Annotated in this window: 24 protein-coding genes; 15 read left to right on the top strand and 9 right to left on the bottom strand. The window is 57.5% G+C overall.

The genetic code is table 11. The features are described from left to right. The first annotated feature begins 10 nt into the window (after nucleotides 1-10). The 7 genes from BMS17_RS17975 to BMS17_RS17945 all read left to right on the top strand — a co-directional run bounded on the left by BMS17_RS17975 (nucleotide 11) and on the right by BMS17_RS17945 (nucleotide 4835). Nucleotides 11-580 (top strand): electron transport complex protein RnfA, encoded by a 570-nt coding sequence (locus BMS17_RS17975; protein ID WP_046026472.1) that lies wholly within the window; start codon nucleotides 11-13, stop codon nucleotides 578-580. Beyond that, entirely contained in the window at nucleotides 577-1794 is a 1218-nt protein-coding gene (gene rsxB / locus BMS17_RS17970; RefSeq protein ID WP_077431346.1) for an electron transport complex subunit RsxB, read from the top strand. Before BMS17_RS17975 ends, rsxB begins: the two co-directional genes overlap by 4 nt. Beyond that, entirely contained in the window at nucleotides 1781-2770 is a 990-nt protein-coding gene (locus tag BMS17_RS17965; RefSeq protein WP_046026475.1) for an RnfABCDGE type electron transport complex subunit D, read from the top strand. The genes rsxB and BMS17_RS17965 overlap by 14 nt, the downstream gene beginning before the upstream one ends. After that, the gene (locus BMS17_RS17960; protein ID WP_046026476.1) at nucleotides 2767-3378 is read left to right on the top strand and encodes an RnfABCDGE type electron transport complex subunit G; all 612 of its coding nucleotides are present in this window, start codon (nucleotides 2767-2769) and stop codon (nucleotides 3376-3378) included. Before BMS17_RS17965 ends, BMS17_RS17960 begins: the two co-directional genes overlap by 4 nt. After that, the gene (locus BMS17_RS17955; protein ID WP_077431345.1) at nucleotides 3371-3880 is read left to right on the top strand and encodes an Rnf-Nqr domain containing protein; all 510 of its coding nucleotides are present in this window, start codon (nucleotides 3371-3373) and stop codon (nucleotides 3878-3880) included. The genes BMS17_RS17960 and BMS17_RS17955 overlap by 8 nt, the downstream gene beginning before the upstream one ends. Before the next feature lie 29 nt (nucleotides 3881-3909). Then, nucleotides 3910-4548: an endonuclease III gene (nth, locus tag BMS17_RS17950; protein WP_046026478.1), complete on the top strand. Its 639-nt coding sequence runs from the start codon at nucleotides 3910-3912 to the stop codon at nucleotides 4546-4548. Between the two features lie 107 nt (nucleotides 4549-4655). Then, nucleotides 4656-4835 (top strand): PA3496 family putative envelope integrity protein, encoded by a 180-nt coding sequence (locus tag BMS17_RS17945; RefSeq protein ID WP_007898493.1) that lies wholly within the window; start codon nucleotides 4656-4658, stop codon nucleotides 4833-4835. Nucleotides 4836-4928: 93 nt separating this feature from the next. On the opposite strand, the gene BMS17_RS17940 is transcribed toward BMS17_RS17945, so the two are convergent. Further along, on the bottom strand, nucleotides 4929-5555 hold the full coding sequence (locus tag BMS17_RS17940) for a response regulator transcription factor (protein WP_007943575.1): 627 nt from the start codon (nucleotides 5553-5555) through the stop codon (nucleotides 4929-4931). A gap of 595 nt (nucleotides 5556-6150) precedes the next feature. On the opposite strand from BMS17_RS17940, the gene BMS17_RS17935 reads away from it, so the two are divergent. Then, the gene (locus BMS17_RS17935; protein WP_046026479.1) at nucleotides 6151-6732 is read left to right on the top strand and encodes a hypothetical protein; all 582 of its coding nucleotides are present in this window, start codon (nucleotides 6151-6153) and stop codon (nucleotides 6730-6732) included. 177 nt (nucleotides 6733-6909) lie between these two features. On the opposite strand, the gene BMS17_RS17930 is transcribed toward BMS17_RS17935, so the two are convergent. Continuing rightward, complete coding sequence (locus BMS17_RS17930) at nucleotides 6910-8127, bottom strand: argininosuccinate synthase (RefSeq protein ID WP_027922848.1); 1218 nt, start codon at nucleotides 8125-8127, stop codon at nucleotides 6910-6912. Between the two features lie 129 nt (nucleotides 8128-8256). Then, on the bottom strand, nucleotides 8257-9162 hold the full coding sequence (locus BMS17_RS17925) for an OmpA family protein (protein WP_046026723.1): 906 nt from the start codon (nucleotides 9160-9162) through the stop codon (nucleotides 8257-8259). A 158-nt stretch (nucleotides 9163-9320) separates the two neighbouring features. On the opposite strand from BMS17_RS17925, the gene pyrC reads away from it, so the two are divergent. Further along, nucleotides 9321-10367: a dihydroorotase gene (pyrC, locus tag BMS17_RS17920; protein ID WP_077431344.1), complete on the top strand. Its 1047-nt coding sequence runs from the start codon at nucleotides 9321-9323 to the stop codon at nucleotides 10365-10367. Next, entirely contained in the window at nucleotides 10364-11041 is a 678-nt protein-coding gene (gene rnt / locus BMS17_RS17915; protein WP_046026482.1) for a ribonuclease T, read from the top strand. Before pyrC ends, rnt begins: the two co-directional genes overlap by 4 nt. A gap of 73 nt (nucleotides 11042-11114) precedes the next feature. Here rnt and BMS17_RS17910 read toward each other — a convergent pair whose 3' ends face one another. After that, nucleotides 11115-11717 (bottom strand): peroxiredoxin, encoded by a 603-nt coding sequence (locus BMS17_RS17910; RefSeq protein WP_046026483.1) that lies wholly within the window; start codon nucleotides 11715-11717, stop codon nucleotides 11115-11117. Nucleotides 11718-12029: 312 nt separating this feature from the next. Between BMS17_RS17910 and BMS17_RS17905 the strand changes: the two genes are divergently transcribed. Beyond that, nucleotides 12030-12248 (top strand): bacterioferritin-associated ferredoxin, encoded by a 219-nt coding sequence (locus tag BMS17_RS17905; protein WP_007943567.1) that lies wholly within the window; start codon nucleotides 12030-12032, stop codon nucleotides 12246-12248. Between the two features lie 199 nt (nucleotides 12249-12447). After that, on the top strand, nucleotides 12448-12924 hold the full coding sequence (bfr, locus tag BMS17_RS17900) for a bacterioferritin (protein WP_046026484.1): 477 nt from the start codon (nucleotides 12448-12450) through the stop codon (nucleotides 12922-12924). A 171-nt stretch (nucleotides 12925-13095) separates the two neighbouring features. Here bfr and grxD read toward each other — a convergent pair whose 3' ends face one another. The 3 genes from grxD to BMS17_RS17885 form a co-directional block, all read right to left on the bottom strand. Next, nucleotides 13096-13437, bottom strand: a complete 342-nt coding sequence (gene grxD, locus BMS17_RS17895; protein ID WP_007943565.1) for a Grx4 family monothiol glutaredoxin — start codon at nucleotides 13435-13437, stop codon at nucleotides 13096-13098. A gap of 97 nt (nucleotides 13438-13534) precedes the next feature. Further along, nucleotides 13535-15643 carry a molybdopterin oxidoreductase family protein gene (locus tag BMS17_RS17890; protein WP_046026487.1) on the bottom strand — a complete coding sequence of 703 codons (2109 nt, stop codon included), beginning with the start codon at nucleotides 15641-15643 and terminating at the stop codon, nucleotides 13535-13537. A gap of 134 nt (nucleotides 15644-15777) precedes the next feature. Continuing rightward, a complete protein-coding gene (locus tag BMS17_RS17885; RefSeq protein WP_046026488.1) occupies nucleotides 15778-16068 on the bottom strand; it encodes a hypothetical protein in 291 nt (96 codons plus the stop codon). A 407-nt stretch (nucleotides 16069-16475) separates the two neighbouring features. Between BMS17_RS17885 and argF the strand changes: the two genes are divergently transcribed. Continuing rightward, entirely contained in the window at nucleotides 16476-17396 is a 921-nt protein-coding gene (argF, locus tag BMS17_RS17880; protein WP_046026541.1) for an ornithine carbamoyltransferase, read from the top strand. Next, nucleotides 17393-18502: an ABC transporter ATP-binding protein gene (locus BMS17_RS17875; protein WP_046026542.1), complete on the top strand. Its 1110-nt coding sequence runs from the start codon at nucleotides 17393-17395 to the stop codon at nucleotides 18500-18502. Before argF ends, BMS17_RS17875 begins: the two co-directional genes overlap by 4 nt. A 112-nt stretch (nucleotides 18503-18614) precedes the next feature. Here the strand turns inward: BMS17_RS17875 and BMS17_RS17870 are convergent, their stop codons facing one another. Both BMS17_RS17870 and ybaK read right to left on the bottom strand, forming a co-directional pair. Further along, nucleotides 18615-19397, bottom strand: a complete 783-nt coding sequence (locus BMS17_RS17870; RefSeq protein ID WP_077431343.1) for a PhzF family phenazine biosynthesis protein — start codon at nucleotides 19395-19397, stop codon at nucleotides 18615-18617. Nucleotides 19398-19503: 106 nt separating this feature from the next. Next, nucleotides 19504-19974 carry a Cys-tRNA(Pro) deacylase gene (gene ybaK, locus BMS17_RS17865; RefSeq protein ID WP_046026546.1) on the bottom strand — a complete coding sequence of 157 codons (471 nt, stop codon included), beginning with the start codon at nucleotides 19972-19974 and terminating at the stop codon, nucleotides 19504-19506. A 371-nt stretch (nucleotides 19975-20345) separates the two neighbouring features. Here ybaK and BMS17_RS17860 point away from each other — a divergent pair, with 371 nt between their 5' ends. Beyond that, entirely contained in the window at nucleotides 20346-21197 is an 852-nt protein-coding gene (locus BMS17_RS17860) for an MIP/aquaporin family protein (RefSeq protein WP_046026548.1), read from the top strand. Nucleotides 21198-21253 lie beyond the last annotated feature (56 nt).

Below are 21253 nucleotides of genomic sequence, written 5' to 3'. Positions count from 1 at the left end.
CGGCACGATCATGACCGAAATACTGCTTACGCTTATCAGCGCTGCCCTGATCAACAACGTCGTGTTGCACTGGCCGCTGGGCGTCGATCCACTGGTGGGCAATGAGCATCGGCAAGTCCATGCGCTGGGTATAGCGACGGCATGCCTGACGCTGATCGTCGGCCTGTCGGGCTATTTGGCCAACCGTTGGTTGCTGGTGCCGCTGGATCTGACATCACTGCGTCTATTCGTGTTCTTGCCATTGAGCGTTCTGCTGATTGGGCCATTGTTGAAAGCACTGTCACGGTTACTGCCGACACTGGCGTTCGACGGCCTCTGGCCACTGCTGGCAGGCAACGCGGGCGTGCTCGGCCTGACGCTGCTCAACGCCCAGGACGACAAAGGATTCTTTCACGCAACCGCCCTGAGCCTCGGCACCGGGCTGGGGTTTTGGCTGGTGCTGAGCCTGTTCAGCGATTTGCGCCAGCGCACACTCGATAACGATATTCCCCTGCCCTTTCGAGGCCTGCCGATCGAGTTGATCGGCGCCGGACTGATTGCAGTGGCATTTCTCGGATTTAGCGGACTGATCAAAACATGAGTCTGATTCAACGCATCGATACCCTCTTGCCCCAGACTCAGTGCGGCAAGTGTGGCCACCCCGGATGCAAGCCCTACGCCGAAGGCATCGCCAGCGGTGAGCCGATCAACAAATGCCCGCCCGGCGGCAGCGAAACCATCAAGGCCCTGGCCGAGTTGCTGAAAATACCGGTGCTGGAACTGGACATCAGTCGTGGCTCGGCCCCGGCGCAGATAGCCTACATTCGTGAAGCCGAATGCATCGGCTGCACGAAATGCATCCAGGCTTGCCCGGTTGACGCCATCGTCGGCGCGGCCAAGTTGATGCACACAGTGATCGTCGATGAATGCACCGGTTGCGACCTGTGTGTGGCGCCCTGCCCGGTGGACTGCATTGAGATGCGACCGCTGCCGCTAGACACGGTGCTGCCGATTGTCGGCGGACTGGCCACAAGCCTTGAAGAGCAACAGGCACGCGCCGCCAAGCGCAACCGGGCACGACGCCGATTTGAACAGCGCAATGCCCGCCTGCAGCGCGAAGAGGAACAAAAACTCGCTGAACGCCAGGCCCGTGCCCAACGCTCCGTTGTGCACAGTGAAGCGCCTACGACCGACCCGGTACAGGCAGCCCTTGAACGCGTGCGCGCACAAAAAGCGGCCAACGCCGATGCCACGTTGAAAAAGGCCAAGATCGACCTGGCGATGAGTCGGGCGCAACTGAACAAGTCGCTCAAGGCCTTCGGGCATCCACCGACCTTCGAGCAGCAGTCGCAACTGATCGTGTTGCAACAACAATTCGAGGTGGCCGAGCAGGCCTTGGCGCAACTGGAAAGCATTTCACCGCCACCCGCTGCGCCAACCATTGCACCGGCGAAGGACGCCGATCTCAAACGCGCGAAGATCCAGTTGGCCATGCGTCGCGCCGAACTCAAGAAAGCCCAGGCCAGCGAAGCACCGGCCGAGCAGATCGAAGCCCTGCAACGTGCACTCGGCGAAGCGGAACATGCTTTGCACGCCGCTGAAGCAGCGAGCGACCAACCTCTACCGGACCTGGTGCGCGTCGAAAAACGTCCCATCGACAGCCAGCTTCGACAACTGAAAACCGAGCTGGCCTACGCCCGTGCCGACGTCAGCAAGCTTGAACGAAGCGTCGACACCCCGAGCGAATTGATCGACAAGGCTCGCGCGCGGCTGCTGGAAGCACAGCGTCAGGTGGATGCCTATGTCGCCCCTTGAGCCGGTGGACGAACGCCTCCAGCAGGCCATGAAGCTGGTATTACTGGCGACCGTGCCGGGGATGCTGACGCTGTTTTGGCTGTATGGCTGGGGCGTATTGATCAATCTGATACTGACGGCGGTGACCGCGTTGGCTGTTGAGGGCGCCGTGATGCGACTGCGCCAGCGCCCGCTCATGCCAACCTTGAGCGACGGTAGCGCGCTGGTCAGTGCGACCCTGCTGGCGGCGGCCTTGCCCCCTTACTGCCCGTGGTGGCTGACGGTCTGTGCGTCGGCGTTCGCACTTCTGGGCAAACAGTTGTATGGCGGCGTCGGCAAAAATCCGTTTAACCCGGCGATGCTCGGATTCGCCTTGGTGCTGGTGACCTTTCCTCAGCAAATGACGCACTGGCCGTCCTCCCACGGCATGGATCTGCTCGGCGGCTTGCAACACATTTTCGGCTTCAGCCTCGGCCAGACACCGGACGCCTGGGTGCAGGCCACTGCGCTGGATAGCCTGCGCATCAATAAAAGCCTGACCATGGATGAACTCTTCGCCGGCAACCCGGCGTTTGGCCATTTCGGCGGGCGCGGCGTGGAATGGGTCAACCTGGCCTTTCTGGCTGGCGGTGCATTTCTGCTGCAACGGCGGGTGTTCGGCTGGCATGCGCCGGTCGGCATGCTCGCGAGTCTGTTCGTCATCAGCCTGCTGTGCTGGAACGGTTCGGGTTCCGACTCCCACGGCTCACCGCTGTTTCATCTGCTCACCGGCGCCACCCTGCTGGGGGCCTTTTTCATTGTCACGGAACCGGTGTCCGGCGCAAAAAGCCCCGGCGCCCGATTGCTCTTTGGCATCGGCGTGGGCTTACTGACTTATCTGATACGCACCTGGGGCGGCTATCCGGATGGCGTGGCATTTGCCGTGCTGTTGATGAACCTGTGTGTGCCGGCGCTGGAGCGTTTTGTCGCGTCCAGGCAGGAGCAAGTAACCCCATGAGCCGCGCATCGAGTGGTGTGATTGTGGTGTTACTGGCCGGACTGGGAATCGGCGCGACCTACCTCGTGCAACAGACCAGCGCACCCCGCATTGCCGCGACACAACGGCTGATCGACAGCCGCAAGCTGCTGGACCTGCTCCCGCCGCAACAGTACGACAATCAACCGCTGGAACAGCCACTTGCCCTCGTCGGCATCCCGTTGGCCAACAGCACACTGCTGGGTGGCTACCTCGCGACCAAGGGCGGCCAACCGAGCGCCGTATTGCTGCGCAGCCAGACCCTGGGCTACGAAGGCTCGATCGAGTTGTTGATCGCCATCGACACTAGCGGCAAGTTACTGGGGGTCAAAACCCTCAAGCAATCGGAAACCCCGGGGTTGGGCGCAAAGATTGCCGAATGGCCCAATGCCTGGCTCCAGGTGTTTGCCGGAAAATCTCGGAACGACCCCGGCGACACGGGCTGGGCGTTGAAAAAGGATCAGGGGCAATTCGATCAGGTGGCGGGCGCCACCATCACCTCAAGAGCGGTGATCAGCGCCATTCATGACGCCTTGCGTTACTTCGATGAACACTCGCAACACATGATCGGGAACAGCGCTCATGACTAAGTCATCGACCCTGCAAAACTCGCTGATGCTTGCGCCCCTGATCGGTGCAACGACCTCCTGGACGGCGGCGCTCGGGCTGTGGCTGATGTTCATCGTAGTCATTAGCGCTTATGGCGTTGGCATGTGGGCCTTGCGATCCCGGCTGCTTCCGTCCGCCCGCTTGCTTGCCTGCATCCTGCTGGCCGCCACGCTGACCAGTTGCGCGCAAATGGCAGCACAGGTCTGGTCGCTTCAATGGCACCAGCCTTTGGCTCTTTACACCGGATTGATTGCCTTGCAATGCGTTGTGCTGGAATACAACGGATTTTTCCAGAGCCCACGCCTTGATCGGCTACGTCTGTGCGCTCTGTTTGGCGTGTTGATGGTGGGCTTGGGTCTGCTGCGCGAACTCATTGGTAATGGTGGCCTGCACCTTGCCACCCTGGCCCCTGGCGGATTCATCCTGCTGGGGGTACTGATCGCTGTACGTCAGGCGTGGGCCCGTTCGACGCCCTCCCATTGATTGACTGTTTTCGAGGAAACGCATCGCCCATGAATGCCGCAAAACGTTTGGAAATTTTCCGCCGGTTTCACGAAGACAATCCGGAGCCGAAGACTGAACTGGCTTATTCATCGCCGTTTGAATTGCTGATTGCAGTGATTCTTTCCGCCCAGTCGACCGATGTCGGCGTCAACAAGGCCACAGCCAAACTCTATCCAGTGGCCAATACGCCAGCGGCGATCCACGCGTTAGGCGTCGAGGGGTTGTCGCAATACATCAAGACCATCGGTTTGTTTAACAGCAAAGCGAAAAACGTGATCGAAACCTGCCGCCTGCTCGTGGAGCGCCATGGCGGCGAAGTACCGCAAACCCGCGAGGAACTGGAAGCGCTGCCCGGCGTCGGTCGCAAGACGGCGAACGTGGTGCTCAATACCGCCTTTCGCCAACTGACCATGGCGGTGGACACCCACATCTTCCGGGTCAGCAATCGCACCGGCATTGCTCCCGGCAAAAATGTGGTCGAGGTGGAGCAGAAACTGATGAAGTTTGTGCCCAGGCAATACCTGCTCGATTCCCACCACTGGTTGATCTTGCATGGGCGTTACGTGTGCCTGGCTCGCAAGCCTCGCTGCGGCAGTTGCCGGATCGAGGATTTGTGCGAATACAAGCACAAGACCTCAGACGATTGAGGCACTATTAAAAATATTGATGTATCGATTGAAAAAATCTTTTTTACCCGCCGGACGATTGCCGATATAAGGGGCGCCAAAGGCAGTCTTAGCCTGGAGTTGACCTTATGAGCACTGGCAAAGAGCAATTGGACGTAGAAGACGACTTCACACCCGTTGAAGCCGATGACGCTGAACCGGTGGTTGAAGTGGCAAAGACCAACCTGAGCAAACGTCGCACCATCGACAATTTGCTGGAGGAGCGCCGACTGCAAAAGCAATTGGCCGATTACGATTTTGACTTGTAGCACTTAAAAGCCTCCCGAAACGGAGGCTTTTTACTAAGTGCCAATTCTTGATGAGCGCCCTCTCATCGTGACCTCGTCAAATGATAGCGACACTTATACCAAGCCATTGCGTTGAGCCAGTTCAATCAGATCGACCAGGGAGCGAGCATTGAGCTTTAACAACAGCCGGGTCTTGTAAGTACTGACGGTTTTATTGCTGAGGAACATTCCATCGGCGATCTCCTTGTTTGTCTTTCCTCTGGCCAACTGTTGCAAGACCATCATTTCGCGCCCCGAAAGGCGATCAACCATATCGGCTTCACTGGCATTTCCAAGGCTGGACCGAACGGTATGCAACGCTTGATTCGGAAAGTAACTGTAGCCTGACAACACGGCTTTTATCGCACTGAGCAATTCAGTGAGGTCCTGCTGTTTGCAGACATAACCGGCAGCCCCCGATTGCATGCAACGCATGGAGAAATGCCCAGGCGCCTGCGAGGTCAGTATCAACACTTTCAGCGGCATCGCCGTCGATGTCAGTCGCGCAATGACTTCCAATCCATCCAGCTTCGGTATTCCAATATCCAGAATGACAATATCCGGCATAAGTTCGCGGGCAAGTTGCAGTGCGTCCACGCCGTTATCTGTTTCTGCAATGACTTCGTAGCCATGTCGCTCCATTAGCATACGTACCGCAAGACGAATGACGGGGTGATCATCCACGATCAGCACTTTATTCATGGGCAAGTCCAATTTCGCTGTTCGAATTTTTAGAGCCCGCACAATAGCCTAGTCGTTTCATCCGTGGCATGCCGCCCCCCTCGGCGACCCGCACCGAAAGACATTCCCTACAAACAACAAGGATAAGTCTTACAAAAAATGCACAAATACTGTGTGTCTGAAATTTAACCTGCCTGCCAACGCACCGCTTTCAAAATGTTATTTGTATCGATTCACATCGAAGAAATGAAAAAAATACTGAGCGGACGTCCCGGCAAACGATAAAAACTGAACTACGCTCAAGAATCAACCGGTGCGTCAAGATAAAATACTTCGTCCCTGAACGCCAAACACCCCACTCCCGACTCAAACCATTATTAAAAACGAACAATCGGCAACACTTAAATACAAAGGCCCGCCTGATACTTATTAAATACGAATAACAAACACGCCGAAACCACCACAAACCCAGCTACGATAGCAATCACCAACAAACCAAACAAAGGGCACATACCCACAAGCAACTTCACAAACAAATAAACCCACAAACATCAGCAACATAAACCAACCGACAAAACAAACTAACCGAGAAAACTATTATTTATGAGCATAAAACATGATGAAACCCCAAAAAAGAATTACCAACCCCATGACAATCATTGCATTGTTCGCAACACTGTCTGAAGCATCAGCGGCTATTTCTCTTCCCTTTCTCGACGATGAAGAGCGCGAGATTTACATCTGGTTCCTTATTAGTTTTCCCTTTTATTTGCTCTTGCTATTCTTTGCCACACTCAATTTCAACTACCGATCGCTCTATGCCCCCTCCGATTTTGAGAAAGGAAAGCATTTCATAAAGGTCATGTCCGACGTAGATAAGCCGGACCGCCTCCCCCCGACAGACTCCACCGAGCTGCTGGTCGAGCATCAAGTACGATTACCGACATCGTTCAGAGGCTTGTACATCATCGATGTAAGAAGGATGAGCAAGAAAATGGACTTCAACACCTTGATTGAGGAGGCCCGGCCATCTCAGAGGACCACTGCGAGGTTGACAGTGTTTCTCACCTGTACCGACTCAGAGGCATTGCTGCAGGAAAGCGCGCTCAAGTATTCAAGGCAAGCCAAGAAGCGCCACAGCCCGGTGTTCTGGGTGGCTTACAACGTGAGTTCACAGGATATGACGACTATGGCGTGAGTGCCCGATAGCCGAGGAGGACAACGCTCCAGGATTCAGAGAGAGCAAAAGCAGAAGTCATCGAACGCGTAACAAGAAGAACGCTGGATAAGCAATGTACGGCAGGAACTGCTCCCTTTTTCAGAGCTGTGGCCTTGTCACCGACAAGGCCACAGCTCTATCACCGCTTCAACGGGCTCAGAAAAGCTTCCGGCCCTTGTTCGCAGCAATGCGCATGCGCAAGGCGTTGAGCTTGATGAAGCCCGCCGCGTCGGCCTGGTTGTAAGCGCCGCCGTCTTCTTCGAAGGTCGCGATGTTGGCATCGAACAACGATTCGTCAGACTTGCGACCGGTCACGATCACGTTGCCCTTGTACAGTTTCAGGCGAACAACACCATTCACGTGGGCCTGGGACGCATCGATCATCTGTTGCAGCATCAGACGCTCAGGGCTCCACCAGTAACCGGTGTAGATCAGGCTGGCGTATTTCGGCATCAGCTCGTCTTTGAGGTGAGCCACTTCACGGTCCAGGGTGATCGATTCGATCGCACGGTGAGCGCGCAGCATGATGGTGCCGCCCGGGGTTTCGTAGCAGCCACGGGACTTCATGCCCACGTAACGGTTCTCGACGATGTCGAGACGACCGATACCGTGTTCGCCACCGATGCGGTTCAGGGTCGCCAGCACGGTGGCCGGGGTCATTTCGACGCCGTCCAGTGCAACGATGTCGCCGTTACGGTAGGTCAGTTCCAGGTACTGAGGCTTGTCTGGAGCGTTCTCCGGGGAGACGGTCCATTTCCACATGTCTTCTTCGTGCTCGGTCCAGGTGTCTTCCAGCACGCCGCCTTCATAGGAGATGTGCAGCAGGTTGGCATCCATCGAGTACGGGGATTTTTTCTTGCCGTGGCGCTCGATCGGGATGTTGTGCTTTTCAGCGTAATCCATCAGCTTTTCACGCGACAGCAGGTCCCATTCGCGCCACGGAGCGATCACTTTCACGCCTGGCTTCAAGGCGTACGCACCCAGTTCGAAACGAACCTGGTCGTTACCCTTGCCGGTGGCGCCATGGGAAATGGCGTCAGCGCCGGTTTCGTTGGCGATTTCGATCAGGCGTTTGGCGATCAACGGGCGAGCGATGGAAGTACCCAGCAGGTACTCGCCTTCGTAAACGGTGTTGGCGCGGAACATCGGGAAAACGAAATCGCGTACGAATTCTTCGCGCAAGTCGTCGATGTAGATCTCTTTGACGCCCATGGCCTGTGCCTTGGCGCGTGCAGGTTCGACCTCTTCGCCCTGACCCAGGTCAGCGGTGAAGGTCACGACTTCACAGTTATAAGTATCCTGCAGCCACTTGAGGATCACCGAAGTGTCCAGGCCGCCGGAATACGCCAGAACGACCTTGTTTACGTCCGCCATGCCATCACTCCACGGGGTTCTACGGAAAGCCGGGAAGTCTACCGCTCAAACGGGACAATTTACAGAGGCGCGACAGCTTATGACGACGAAGCGACAGAATCTGTCGAGAGCGCGACGATGACCGGCAAGTCAGGAAGTGGCCGCCGGCGTGCCTGATGCGATTTGAGGCGCGACTTTATCGGTCGGTGCCACACGCTCCAGACGTACCGCGACCCGGCGATTCTTCGCCCGATTGGTGGCACTGGTGTTCGGCGCCACAGGGTAACGCTCGCCGTGGAAGCGCAGGGTTATCTGCGACTCCTGGATACCGTTGGCCTTGAAAAAGTCCATCACCGCCAACGCGCGGCGGCGTGAGAGCTCACGGTTGGTCAGGCGATTACCGCTGTTGTCGGAGTGCCCGTCGAGCTCAATGTGATTGACCGACGGATCAGCCTTCATGAACTCCAGCATCACCTGCAACTTGGCCTTGGCCTGTGGATCAAGATCGATGCTCTCACCCGGGAAGCCGACTTCGGACTGTTTAACCTGTTCGAAATTCTTTGGCAGCAGGTTCGCCACGCAGCCTTGGTAGTCGTTGAATGCCTTGCTGAACTTGACCGGCAACAGACGCACTTCCGACACCCGGCCATCGCCGGAGGAGTGCCGGACTACCGGACTACGGCCATCGATGAGCCCACTGATCAAGCGCCCGGCCTGAGCTTGCGAGCTGTTGAACAGCACGTTGCCGCTGCCGATCCGCACGGAGCCCAGGTTGATGTCGCCGCGTCCTGGTTGCCAGGGTGCCGCAGCCGCCAGCAAGGTCGCCGAACCACCGCCGATCATCGCGTTGTAGGCTTTCAGACGAAACGTCGCCTGCTCGCCGGCACGGCGAACGAATTCACCCGACCCGAAATCGGTGATCGGCTGAATCAGGCGACATTCGAACTTGTCCCCTTCGACCGTCCACTCAATATTCTCCAGACGGGTCTGGAAAGTGAGCGCCATCGCAGGAAGGCTGGCAAACACACTGAGCAAGGCTAAATAACGCTGGCGCACGGGAGGCTCCACTGGCTTCTGCAACAAAAAGACCGACACACGCGTGTTTACGGCTACGTAGTTCATATCGGTACGTTCCTGCAAAACTTGATAGCGAGTGCCTGCAAGAGTCTTTTCCGGTAGCATTCCCCTGAGTTTGACCCGCCTGGAATCCCCTCATGTCCGACCGCCTGACCCTGCTGCGTCCCGACGACTGGCACATTCATCTTCGCGATGGTGCCGTGTTGACCAATACCGTTGCGGATGTCGCGCGCACCTTTGGTCGCGCGATCATCATGCCCAACCTGGTACCTCCGGTGCGCAACGCCGCTGAAGCCGACGGCTATCGCCAGCGGATTCTCGCTGCACGCCCGGCCGGCAGTCGTTTTGAACCGTTGATGGTGCTCTACCTGACCGACCGCACCCAGCCCGAAGAAATTCGCGAGGCCAAGGCCAGCGGTTTCGTGTACGCCGCCAAGCTGTACCCGGCCGGCGCGACCACAAATTCGGACTCTGGCGTCACCAGCATCGACAAGATTTTCCCTGCACTTGAGGCCATGGCCGAAGTCGGGATGCCGTTGCTGATTCACGGCGAAGTCACCCGTGGCGATGTCGACGTGTTCGACCGCGAAAAAATCTTCATCGATGAGCACATGCGCCGTGTGGTCGAGCGTTTCCCGACGCTCAAAGTGGTGTTCGAACACATCACCACAGCCGACGCCGCGCAGTTCGTCAACGAGGCTTCGGCCAACGTCGGCGCAACCATCACCGCGCATCACCTGCTGTACAACCGCAACCACATGCTGATGGGCGGAATCCGGCCGCACTTCTATTGCCTGCCGATCCTCAAGCGCAATACGCATCAGGAAGCCCTGCTCGACGCCGCCACCAGCGGCAGCGAAAAGTTCTTCCTCGGCACCGACTCGGCGCCACACGCCCAGCACGCCAAAGAAGCCGCTTGCGGTTGCGCCGGTTGCTACACCGCTTTTGCTGCGATCGAGATGTACGCCGAAGCGTTCGAACAGCGCAATGCGCTGGACAAGCTCGAAGCGTTCGCCAGCCTCAACGGCCCGCGCTTCTATGGCCTGCCAGCGAACACCGACCGCATTACTTTGGTCCGCGAAGAGTGGACCGCCCCATCCAGCCTGCCATTTGGCGAGCTGACTGTTATCCCGCTGCGCGCCGGTGAAAAACTGCGCTGGCGCCTGCTGGAGGAACACGCGTGAGTGAAGACCATTTCGACGACGAACAGGACGGTCAAGGCGGCGGAGGCGGTCCTCGTCATCCGATGGCAGCCAGATTCCGTGGCTACCTGCCAGTTGTCGTCGACGTAGAAACCGGTGGTTTCAACTCGGCCACCGATGCCCTGCTGGAAATTGCTGCAACCACCATCGCGATGGATGACAAAGGGTTTGTGTACCCCGACCACACTTACTTCTTTCGTGTAGAGCCGTTTGAAGGCGCGAACATCGAAGCCGCCGCGCTGGAGTTCACCGGGATCAAGCTCGATCATCCGCTGCGCATGGCGGTGAGCGAAGAAGCTGCACTCACCGATATCTTTCGTGGCATCCGCAAGGCCCTGAAAGCCAACAGTTGCAAACGGGCGATTCTGGTTGGGCACAACAGCAGCTTTGACCTGGGCTTCCTCAACGCAGCGGTCGCACGCCTGGACATGAAACGTAACCCGTTTCATCCATTCTCCAGCTTCGACACCGCCACCCTTGCCGGTCTGGCTTACGGTCAAACCGTACTGGCCAAGGCTTGCCAGGCGGCGGATATCGACTTCGACGGTCGTGAGGCTCATTCAGCTCGCTACGACACCGAGAAGACGGCCGAGCTGTTCTGCGGCATCGTCAATCGCTGGAAAGAAATGGGCGGCTGGGAAGACTTCAACGACTGATCTGTCGTCAGGTTTATCCCGCGCATAAAAAAACCGGCCTCAAGGGCCGGTTTTTTTATGCCTCGAACCTGCCTTACAGCGCAGCAGCGTTCTCGGTCAGGTAAGCCGCAACGCCTTCGGTCGAAGCGGTCATGCCTTTGTCGCCTTTTTTCCAGTTGGCAGGGCAAACTTCGCCGTGCTCTTCGTGGAATTGCAGAGCGTCGACCAGACGGACCAGCTCTTCGATGTTACGGCCCAGCGGCAGGTCGTTGATGATCTGCGAACGGACAACGCCTTTGTCGTCGATCAGGAACGCGCCACGGAAAGCCACGCCACCTTCGGACTCAACGTCGTAGGCCTTGGCGATCTCGTGCTTGATGTCGGCAGCCATGGTGTAACGAACTTCGCCGATACCACCGTTGTTTACCGGGGTGTTACGCCAGGCGTTGTGGGTGAAGTGCGAGTCGATGGACACGGCGATCACTTCAACGTTGCGGGACTTGAAGTCAGCCATGCGGTTGTCCAGAGCGATCAGCTCGGACGGGCAAACGAAGGTGAAGTCCAGTGGGTAGAAGAACACCAGGCCGTATTTGCCTTTGATGGCCGACGACAGGGTGAAGCTGTCTACGATTTCGCCATTGCCGAGGACGGCTGGAACGGTGAAGTCCGGGGCTTGTTTGCCTACGAGTACGCTCATTGGATATCTCCTGGTCTATTAACGTGAAGAACTGGATTCGCATCAGCCTGCCACCCTCAGGCGACAGCCCTGTGACACGATCCCCTTCGCAAGGACCGCACATCATACACGGCGTATTTGAGCTGTCCTCAACGGATTTTGCAGGAGCGTCCAATTTCCAGTCATGTCAGTGACTGGCAGATTGCCAGGCAAAAACCGTTCGTCGGTCACGTGCGCTTATAACGTGAAGCTTTCAGAAAGCACTTTGACAATCATTCTCGTTAACATTAAGATCCATCGCAATTGAGTCACAACCAACGACGGTTTTCACTTATGTATGTCTGCCTCTGCACTGGCGTCACCGACGGTCAAATCCGCGATGCAATCTATGAGGGTTGCTGCAGCTACAAAGAAGTCCGTCAGGCCACCGGCGTTGCCAGCCAATGCGGCAAATGCGCCTGCCTTGCAAAGGAAGTGGTGCGTGAAACCCTGACCAAATTGCAATCGGCCCAGGCAGCCATTCCCTTCCCTGTCGAATTTACTGCCGCGTAAATACCCCATTTCAAAGAACCGGACTTAAAGTCCGGTTTTTTTATGCCTGAAAATCAACCGCTTACGCTCTAGACGCGGAACACAAACATTCTTATTCCGATTAATTTTCATATAAGTTTCAATAACTTAGGTTTGACACTCTTACATGCGCGGCTCAAACTCTTGCTTTATAGACAGCTACTTAGGGCAGGATCCCATCATGAAAGGCGACGTTACAGTCATCCAGCATCTCAACAAAATTCTTGCCAATGAGCTGGTCGCAATCAATCAATACTTTTTGCATGCGCGCATGTACGAAGATTGGGGCCTGAACAAGCTGGGCAAGCACGAGTACCACGAATCCATCGACGAGATGAAGCACGCGGACAAGCTGATCAAGCGCATCCTGTTCCTTGAAGGCCTGCCGAACGTCCAGGACTTGGGCAAGCTGCACATCGGCGAGCACACCAAGGAAATGCTTGAGTGTGACCTGCGTATTGAACGCATCGGCCATGCCGACCTGAAAGTCGCTATCGCTCATTGCGAAACCGTTGGCGACTTCGGTAGCCGCGAACTGCTCGAAGACATTCTTGAATCCGAAGAAGAACATATCGACTGGCTGGAAACCCAATTGGGCCTGATCGATAAAGTCGGTCTTGAGAACTATCTGCAATCGCAGATGGGCGAAGACGAGTAAGTTAGCGCCCGCTAAACGCGAGACAATAAAAAGCCCCGCACTCTTTTATAGAGGCGGGGCTTTTTTATGCCCTGTAGGAGCATGGTTTGCCAGCGATGAACGATGACGCGGTGTTCTTGCTAAACCGCGGCGCCTGTATCGCGAGCAAGCTTTGCTCCTACAGAGACCGAATCAGGCTTCGGTCTTGTTGGCAGCTGCTGCTTCAACAGCGGCTTTGATCGTGGTCTGCAACGAACCGTCAGCAGCCATTTCAGTCATGATGTCGCTACCACCCACCAGCTCGCCACCCACCCACAGTTGCGGGAAAGTTGGCCAGTTGGCGTACTTTGGCAGGTTCGCGCGGATTTCCGGGTTCTGCAGGATATCCACGTACGCAAACTTTTCGCCACATGCCATCACGGCCTGTGCGGCTTTCGCGGAGAAGCCACACTGCGGGGCATTCGGCGAACCTTTCATGTAAAGCAGAATGGTGTTGTTAGCAATCTGCTCTTTAATCGTTTCGATGATATCCATGGAGCACCTCGGCTGAACTTTCCGACTCAGAGGTCGGCACGGTGGCGCATTGTAACGGAAACCCGAGCGCCATGCTCGGCCTCCCCGACAGACACGATCACGCCGCTGCCACTGTCACCGGTACGCCGTTCAACGCCGCATTCCCCGACAGCTCGTCGAGCTGACACTCGTCAGTCAGATCGTTGGCGCTGGAACCCGGTTGACCGCTGGCGATCGTCATCTGCACACCCGGCCGTGCGTGGCCCCAGCCGTGAGGCAGGCTGACCACGCCTTTCATCATGTCCAGGCTGGCGACCACTTCCACTTCGATCATGCCGACCCGCGAGCTGACCCGCACACGCTGCCCATCGTTGAGCCCGCGACTGGCCAGGTCGTCCGGGTGCATCAGCAATTGATGCCGCGGCTTACCCTTCACCAGTCGGTGATAGTTGTGCATCCACGAGTTGTTGCTGCGCACATGACGGCGGCCAATCATCAGCAATTCATCGGCTGCCGGTGCTTGCAGCGCGGCGAAACGTGCCAGGTCGGCAAGGATCGGTGCCGGAGCTGCCTGCACGTGCTGATTGGCGGTTTTCAGGCGCGGCGCCAGGTTGGACTTCAGCGCACCCAAATCCACCCCATGCGGATGATCGAACAAGGTTGCCAGTGACAGTTTCTGTGCCGAAGCATCGCCATACAGCCCCATGCGCAATCCACGGTCGATCATTTGCGCAGGCGCGATGGTCGGCTTCAGTTCCTTGCCGGTCCTGGCGGCAAATGCCTTGGCCAGACCGACAAAGATCTCCCAGTCATGCAAGGCACCTTCGGGCTTGGCCAGAATCGCGCGATTGAAGCGTGTCACGTTGCGCACCGCGAACATGTTGAACGTTGTGTCGTAGTGATCGTTTTCCAGGGCAGACGTCGACGGCAGGATCAGGTCGGCATAGCGCGTGGTTTCGTTGATGTACAAGTCGACGCTGACCATGAACTCCAGACCGTCCAGCGCTTGCTCCAGCTGCCGGCCATTGGGCGTGGACAACACCGGATTACCGGCGACCGTGATGAGCGCACGCACCTGCCCTTCCCCTTCGGTGAGCATCTCTTCGGCGAGCGCCGACACCGGCAACTCACCGGCGTACTCTGGACGACCGGACACGCGGCTCTGCCATTGATTGAAGTGCCCGCCCGAGGTGGAGGCCACCAAGTCCACCGCCGGTTCGGTGCACAGTGCGCCACCGACCCGATCAAGGTTGCCGGTGACCAGATTGATCAATTGCACCAGCCAATGGCACAGCGTACCGAACGCTTGCGTCGAGACGCCCATGCGGCCATAGCAAACCGCAGTCTTCGCCGCCGCAAAATCCCGCGCCAGCTGGCGAATCATTTCTGCCGGCACTGCGCACAGCGGGCTCATGGCTTCGGCGGTGAAGCTGGCGATGGCCTGACGCACGTCTTCCAGACCGTCCACCGGCAAATGGCTGTCGCGGGTCAACTGTTCAGTAAACAGGGTATTGAGCACGCCGAACAACAAGGCCGCATCGCCACCGGGACGCACAAACAAATGTTGATCGGCCATCGCTGCCGTTTCGCTACGGCGCGGATCGACCACCACCACTTTGCCGCCCCGTGCCTGAATCGCCTTCAGGCGTTTTTCCACATCCGGCACGGTCATGATGCTGCCATTGGAGGCCAGCGGGTTGCCACCCAGGATCAGCATGAAATCGGTGTGATCGATGTCCGGGATGGGCAACAGCAATCCATGGCCGTACATCAAATGACTGGTCAGGTGATGCGGCAACTGGTCGACCGAGGTCGCGGAAAACCGGTTGCGGGTCTTCAGCAGGCCAAGGAAATAATTGCTGTGAGTCATCAACCCGTAGTTATGCACGCTGGGATTGCCTTGATACACCGCCACCGCATTCTGCCCGTGCCGCTCCTGAATCACCGCCAGGCGTTCGGCTACGAGATCGAAGGCGTCTTCCCACGCGATAGGCTGCCATTCGCTGCCCACACGCAGCATCGGCTGACGCAGACGGTCCGGATCATTCTGTATGTCTTGCAGCGCCACTGCTTTGGGACAGATATGCCCACGGCTGAACGTATCTTGCGGGTCACCCTTGATCGAGGTGATTTGCACGCCGCCACCTTCAACCTCAGAGGTTTCGATGGTCAGGCCGCAGATGGCTTCACACAGGTGGCACGCACGGTGATGGAGAGTCTTGGTCATGGCCAGTCTCTGTCTTGTTCTGGGCGGGCAATAGCGGCCGCGGGAACAAAACTATGGCGCCAGACCCGCGACTGCGCCAGCGACGTTCGTCTTGTGAATCGCCGACTATCAGGCCAGCCGATGACTGCTGCTGATTAACTCGACGGCAGCCTGGGCGGGGGCTGCAGCTGGATTTCCTGAAGGGTTTCAATCTGTTCCTGGGAGACATAGACGCCCGTGAGCTCGCCAATCAGTCGCCAATGTTCATCGAGCCCCGAGCTGATGGTTGCCATGCGGTCGATCATCCGTCGTCCGGCGGCCCGCGTGACTTCGTCTTCGCTGCGCAACAGTTCGAAAGACATGGACGTCATGGACGCGGTCAGGTGAGTCAGTGAGCGGGCGGTGAGGCCGAGTAATTCCATCAACTGCTGTTCTTTCGATTCCATTTCGAATGCTTCCTGCGTCGCTCGTGACTTATTTATAACCCAGCACTTTGCATTAGCAAGTGTTTCAGTGAAGGCACAGTGCCATCAATTACTGCGAATGTCAGGTCAGAAACCGACCGCCGCAGCACCATCCCCGCCCCGCTTGATTGCAAAGCCCCGCAGCCCCGGTGTACAAATGAGCGGCTGCTGTCAGGAAAAAGGCTTCAAAAGCGCTATGGCGATCAGCCTGTAGCCTCTATGAAATCCCATAAAAACCGTAGCCCTATTGGTAAGACGCGACATTTAATTATAAGATCGCGCCTTCCCCTATTTCGTCGCCCCGTGCGGCTTACGCCGCAGGTCTCGCCCGTTGTTCCGTTAAACAAGGCTTTGAGCATCTGCGGTTTGTAGCAAAAAGGTAGTCAATGATGAGCGCAAGGCACTTTCTCTCCCTGATGGATTGCACGCCCGAAGAGCTGGTCAGCGTGATCCGTCGAGGCGTTGAGCTCAAGGACCTGCGTAACCGCGGCGTACTGTTCGAGCCTTTGAAAAACCGCGTCCTGGGGATGATTTTCGAGAAGTCCTCGACCCGCACCCGGATCTCGTTCGAAGCCGGCATGATTCAGCTCGGTGGCCAGGCGATCTTCCTTTCGCCGCGCGACACCCAACTGGGCCGTGGCGAGCCGATCGGTGACTGCGCGATCGTCATGTCGAGCATGCTCGACGCAGTGATGATCCGAACCTTTGCTCACAGCACCCTGACCGAATTCGCCGCCAACTCCCGCGTACCGGTGATCAATGGCCTGTCCGATGACTTGCACCCGTGCCAGTTGCTGGCCGACATGCAAACCTTCCTCGAACATCGCGGCTCGATCCAGGGCAAGACCGTGGCCTGGATCGGCGACGGCAACAACATGTGCAACAGCTATATAGAAGCGGCGATCCAGTTCGACTTCCAGCTGCGCATTGCCTGCCCTGAAGGGTATGAACCCAACCGCGAATTCGTGGCCAGGGCCGGTGATCGCGTGACGATCGTCCGCGATCCAAAGGACGCCGTGCGCGGCGCCCACCTGGTGAGCACCGACGTCTGGACCTCCATGGGCCAGGAAGAAGAAACCGCCAAGCGTTTGAAGCTGTTCGCGCCCTACCAGGTCAATCGCGCCCTGCTGGACCTGGCCGCAGACGATGTGCTGTTCATGCATTGCCTGCCGGCCCACCGCGGCGAAGAAATCAGTCTCGACCTGCTGGATGACCCGCGCTCCGTCGCCTGGGATCAAGCAGAAAACCGTCTCCACGCACAGAAGGCCCTGCTTGAGTTCCTCGTCGAACCGGCATATCACCACGCATGAGCCATGAATTACTGCTGAACCTGCGCAACCTCGCTTGCGGCTACCAAGATCAACGTGTGGTGCAGAACCTCAATCTGCACCTCAACGCCGGCGACATCGGCTGCCTGCTCGGCTCCTCGGGGTGCGGCAAGACCACCACCCTGCGGGCGATTGCCGGGTTTGAACCGGTGCATGAAGGTGAAATTACCCTGGCCGGCGAGACGATCTCCCGCGCCGGTTTCACCCTCGCCCCAGAGAAACGCCGGATCGGCATGGTGTTCCAGGACTACGCGCTGTTTCCGCATTTGAGCGTCGCCGAGAACATCGCCTTCGGGATCCGCAAGCACCCGCAAAAGGATCGTGTCACCGAAGAACTGCTCGAACTGGTCAACCTGAAAAACCTCGGCAAGCGTTTCCCGCACGAGCTTTCCGGCGGTCAGCAACAACGAGTTGCCCTGGCCCGCGCACTGGCGCCAGAACCACAACTGCTACTGCTCGACGAACCGTTTTCCAACCTCGATGGCGAGCTGCGCCGCAAGCTCAGCCATGAGGTGCGCGACATTCTCAAGGCGCGTGGCACCAGCGCGATTCTGGTGACCCACGATCAGGAAGAAGCGTTCGCCGTGAGCGATCATATCGGCGTGTTCAAGGAAGGGCGCCTGGAACAATGGGATACGCCCTACAACCTTTATCACGAACCGCAAACACCGTTCGTGGCCAGTTTTATTGGCCAGGGTTACTTCATCCGTGGCCAACTCAGCAGCCCGGAATCGGTACAGACCGAGTTGGGTGAGCTACGCGGCAATCGGGCCTACACCTGGCCGATGGGCGGCGCGGTAGACGTACTGCTGCGTCCGGACGATATCGTCTACGCGCCGGACAGTTCGTTGAAAGCACGCATTGTTGGCAAGTCGTTCCAGGGTGCGTCGACGCTGTATCGGTTGCAGATGCCGACCGGGGCGCAGCTGGAATCGATATTCCCCAGCCATGTCGATCGTCAGGTCGGCGCTGATGTCGGCATTCGTGTTGCAGCTGAGCATCTGGTGTTGTTTCAGGCGGCGGGCAGTACAGCCGCGCAGATTCCTGCCGTTGAATCAGGCGTGCGCCGCTACAGCACCACCAACTGACTCCCCCGCTTCTGTAGGAGCAAAGCTTGCTCGCGATAGCATCGCTGCGGTTTAGCTGACGCACCGCGTCATCGTTCATCGCGAGCAAGCTTTGCTCCTACAAAGATCAGCGTTAGGCCAATCTCAGCGTGCCGCTGGCAACCAGCGTCGCATTCCCGCCAATCTTCACTCGCTCCCCTTCCAACCGACAGAACAACTCCCCACCTCGTTTCGAACACTGATACGCGGTCAGGCTCGTTTTACCCAGCCGTTTCGACCAATACGGAATCAGGCTGCAATGGGTCGAGCCAGTCACCGGGTCTTCGTTGATGCCAATCGCTGGCGCGAAATAGCGGGAGACAAAATCATGCTTGTTGCCTTTGGCGGTCACAATCGCCCCGGGCCACGGCAGCGTCGCCAAGGCGACCATGTCCGGCTGGCAATCCAGTACAGCCTGTTCGGACTCCAGCACCACAAACAGCTCATTGGAACCCAGCACATCGACCGCAGCCACACCCAACGCGCGCTCGACGTCCAGGGTGACACCCACTTCTGAGGGCGTGATCGCCGGGAAGTCCAACCACAAGCGCTCGCCATCGCGACTCACGCTCAACGGGCCGGACTTGCAAATGAAGTCCAGACGCTCGGCCGGCTCTTTATAGACCTCAAACAACACATAGGCGCTGGCCAGCGTCGCATGCCCACACAGTGGCACTTCAGTCGTCGGGGTAAACCAGCGGATATGCCAATGCTGTCCTTCACGCACCACGAAGGCGGTTTCGGCGAGATTGTGTTCGGCGGCGATTTTCTGCATCAGTTCGTCGGCGAGCCAGGTATCCAGCCGATACACCATCGCCGGGTTGCCACTGAATGGTCGATCACTGAACGCATCGACTTGATGAAACTCAAGCTGCATGACTGTCTCTCCTTGTATGGCCGCCGAGCATGCAGCGCCCGGCAAACCGGCACCAGTGACAGAGCCGCCTGATTTTTGCCATACAGCGCAGCACCCACTGCCGGCCTCAAACGCGCCCGATATCGGCAAACGTCGCTTGAGTGTGTTCGGCCAGCACTGCCGGTGCCAATTCAACTTCCAGACCGCGACGCCCGGCACTGACAAAAATGCTCGCCAGTGGCTGAGCCGAACTGTCGATAAACGTGCGCAAACGCTTCTTCTGCCCCAACGGACTGATTCCGCCCAACAGATACCCCGTCGCTCGTTGCGCAGCCGCAGGGTCGGCCATCTCGACTTTCTTCACACCCGCCGCGTGGGCCAGATGCTTCAAATCCAGACTCCCGACGACCGGCACCACCGCCACCAGCAACTCACCTTTTTCACTGGCCGCCAGCAAGGTCTTGAACACTTGCGCCGGGTCGAGCCCGAGCTTCTCGGCGGCCTCCAATCCATAGGACGCAGCTTTTGGATCATGTTCGTAACTGTGCACACGATGTTCGGCCCGAACTTTTTTCAACAAATCCAATGCGGGGGTCATGACAGCTCCAGACTGGGCAGCAGTAGAAAAATCCTGCGCTCGATTCTAGGTCATTGACCTGCAAAACGCTCTATTACGCCCCTGTTTTCAGGGGCTGGCGGCGCCTTTTACCGTCCGTCAGGGCAAGACGGGGCGCGTGAACAACACGATCATTCACGTGACTAATAGTTGAATAATGACCGATGGTTCACTTTCGACCTTTGACAGCAGTGTTTCTTGTCTATATTTTTTCGAATATGAATACGCACGAAAAGTCTTACAGCAGCACCCCGCAGTAAACCAAGACCCGGATGGGGATCCTGCCTTGGTGAAAATCGCGCTTGGACCATGATGAGAAAAGCGCCAGACAACAAAAACAATTGAGGTTTTCAATGACAACTGCTTTACAACAACCGTCGCTCTCGAGCCAATGCATGGCCGAGTTCCTGGGGACTGCACTGCTTATCTTTTTTGGTACCGGTTGTGTTGCCGCGCTCAAGGTCGCGGGCGCCAGCTTTGGCTTGTGGGAAATCAGCATCATCTGGGGCGTCGGCGTCAGCATGGCGATTTACATGACCGCCGGAGTTTCCGGTGCGCACCTCAACCCTGCTGTCAGTATTGCCCTGAGCATTTTCACTGACTTCGAAAAGCGCAAATTGCCGTTTTACATTCTGGCCCAAGTGGCAGGCGCCTTCTGCGGCGCGCTGTTGGTTTACACGCTGTACAGCAATCTGTTCTTCGATTTCGAACAAACTCACCATATGGTTCGCGGCACTCAGGCCAGCCTGGAGTTGGCGTCGGTGTTCTCGACCTTCCCCAACCCGGCCCTGACCACGGCCCAGGCGTTCCTGGTGGAAGTGATCATCACCGCGATCCTGATGGGCGTGATCATGTCCCTGACCGATGACAACAACGGTCTGCCAAAGGGACCGCTGGCGCCGCTGCTGATCGGCCTGCTGATTGCGGTGATCGGCAGCTCGATGGGCCCGCTGACCGGTTTCGCGATGAACCCGGCACGGGACTTCGGTCCTAAACTGATGACTTTCTTCGCTGGCTGGGGTGAAATTTCCTTCACTGGCGGGCGTGATATCCCGTACTTCCTGATTCCTGTTTTTGCACCGATTGTCGGTGCCTGCCTCGGTGCTGCCGCTTATCGCGGGCTGATTGCCCGTCATCTGCCCGGCGCCACACCTGCTACAAAGGACGCAACACCGGCCATTGACGGCAAACCAAGAACTTCTTGATACCGTAGGCGCGTGATTCTGCCCATTGTGGTTGCGCGCCTGATCTCACCCCTTAC

Origin of the sequence: Pseudomonas sp. C9 (assembly GCF_002000165.1) — a bacterium.
Lineage (GTDB): Bacteria > Pseudomonadota > Gammaproteobacteria > Pseudomonadales > Pseudomonadaceae > Aquipseudomonas.
The sequence above is the reverse complement of the archived record's forward strand: the minus strand, read 5'-3'. Positions and strand labels throughout refer to the sequence as shown.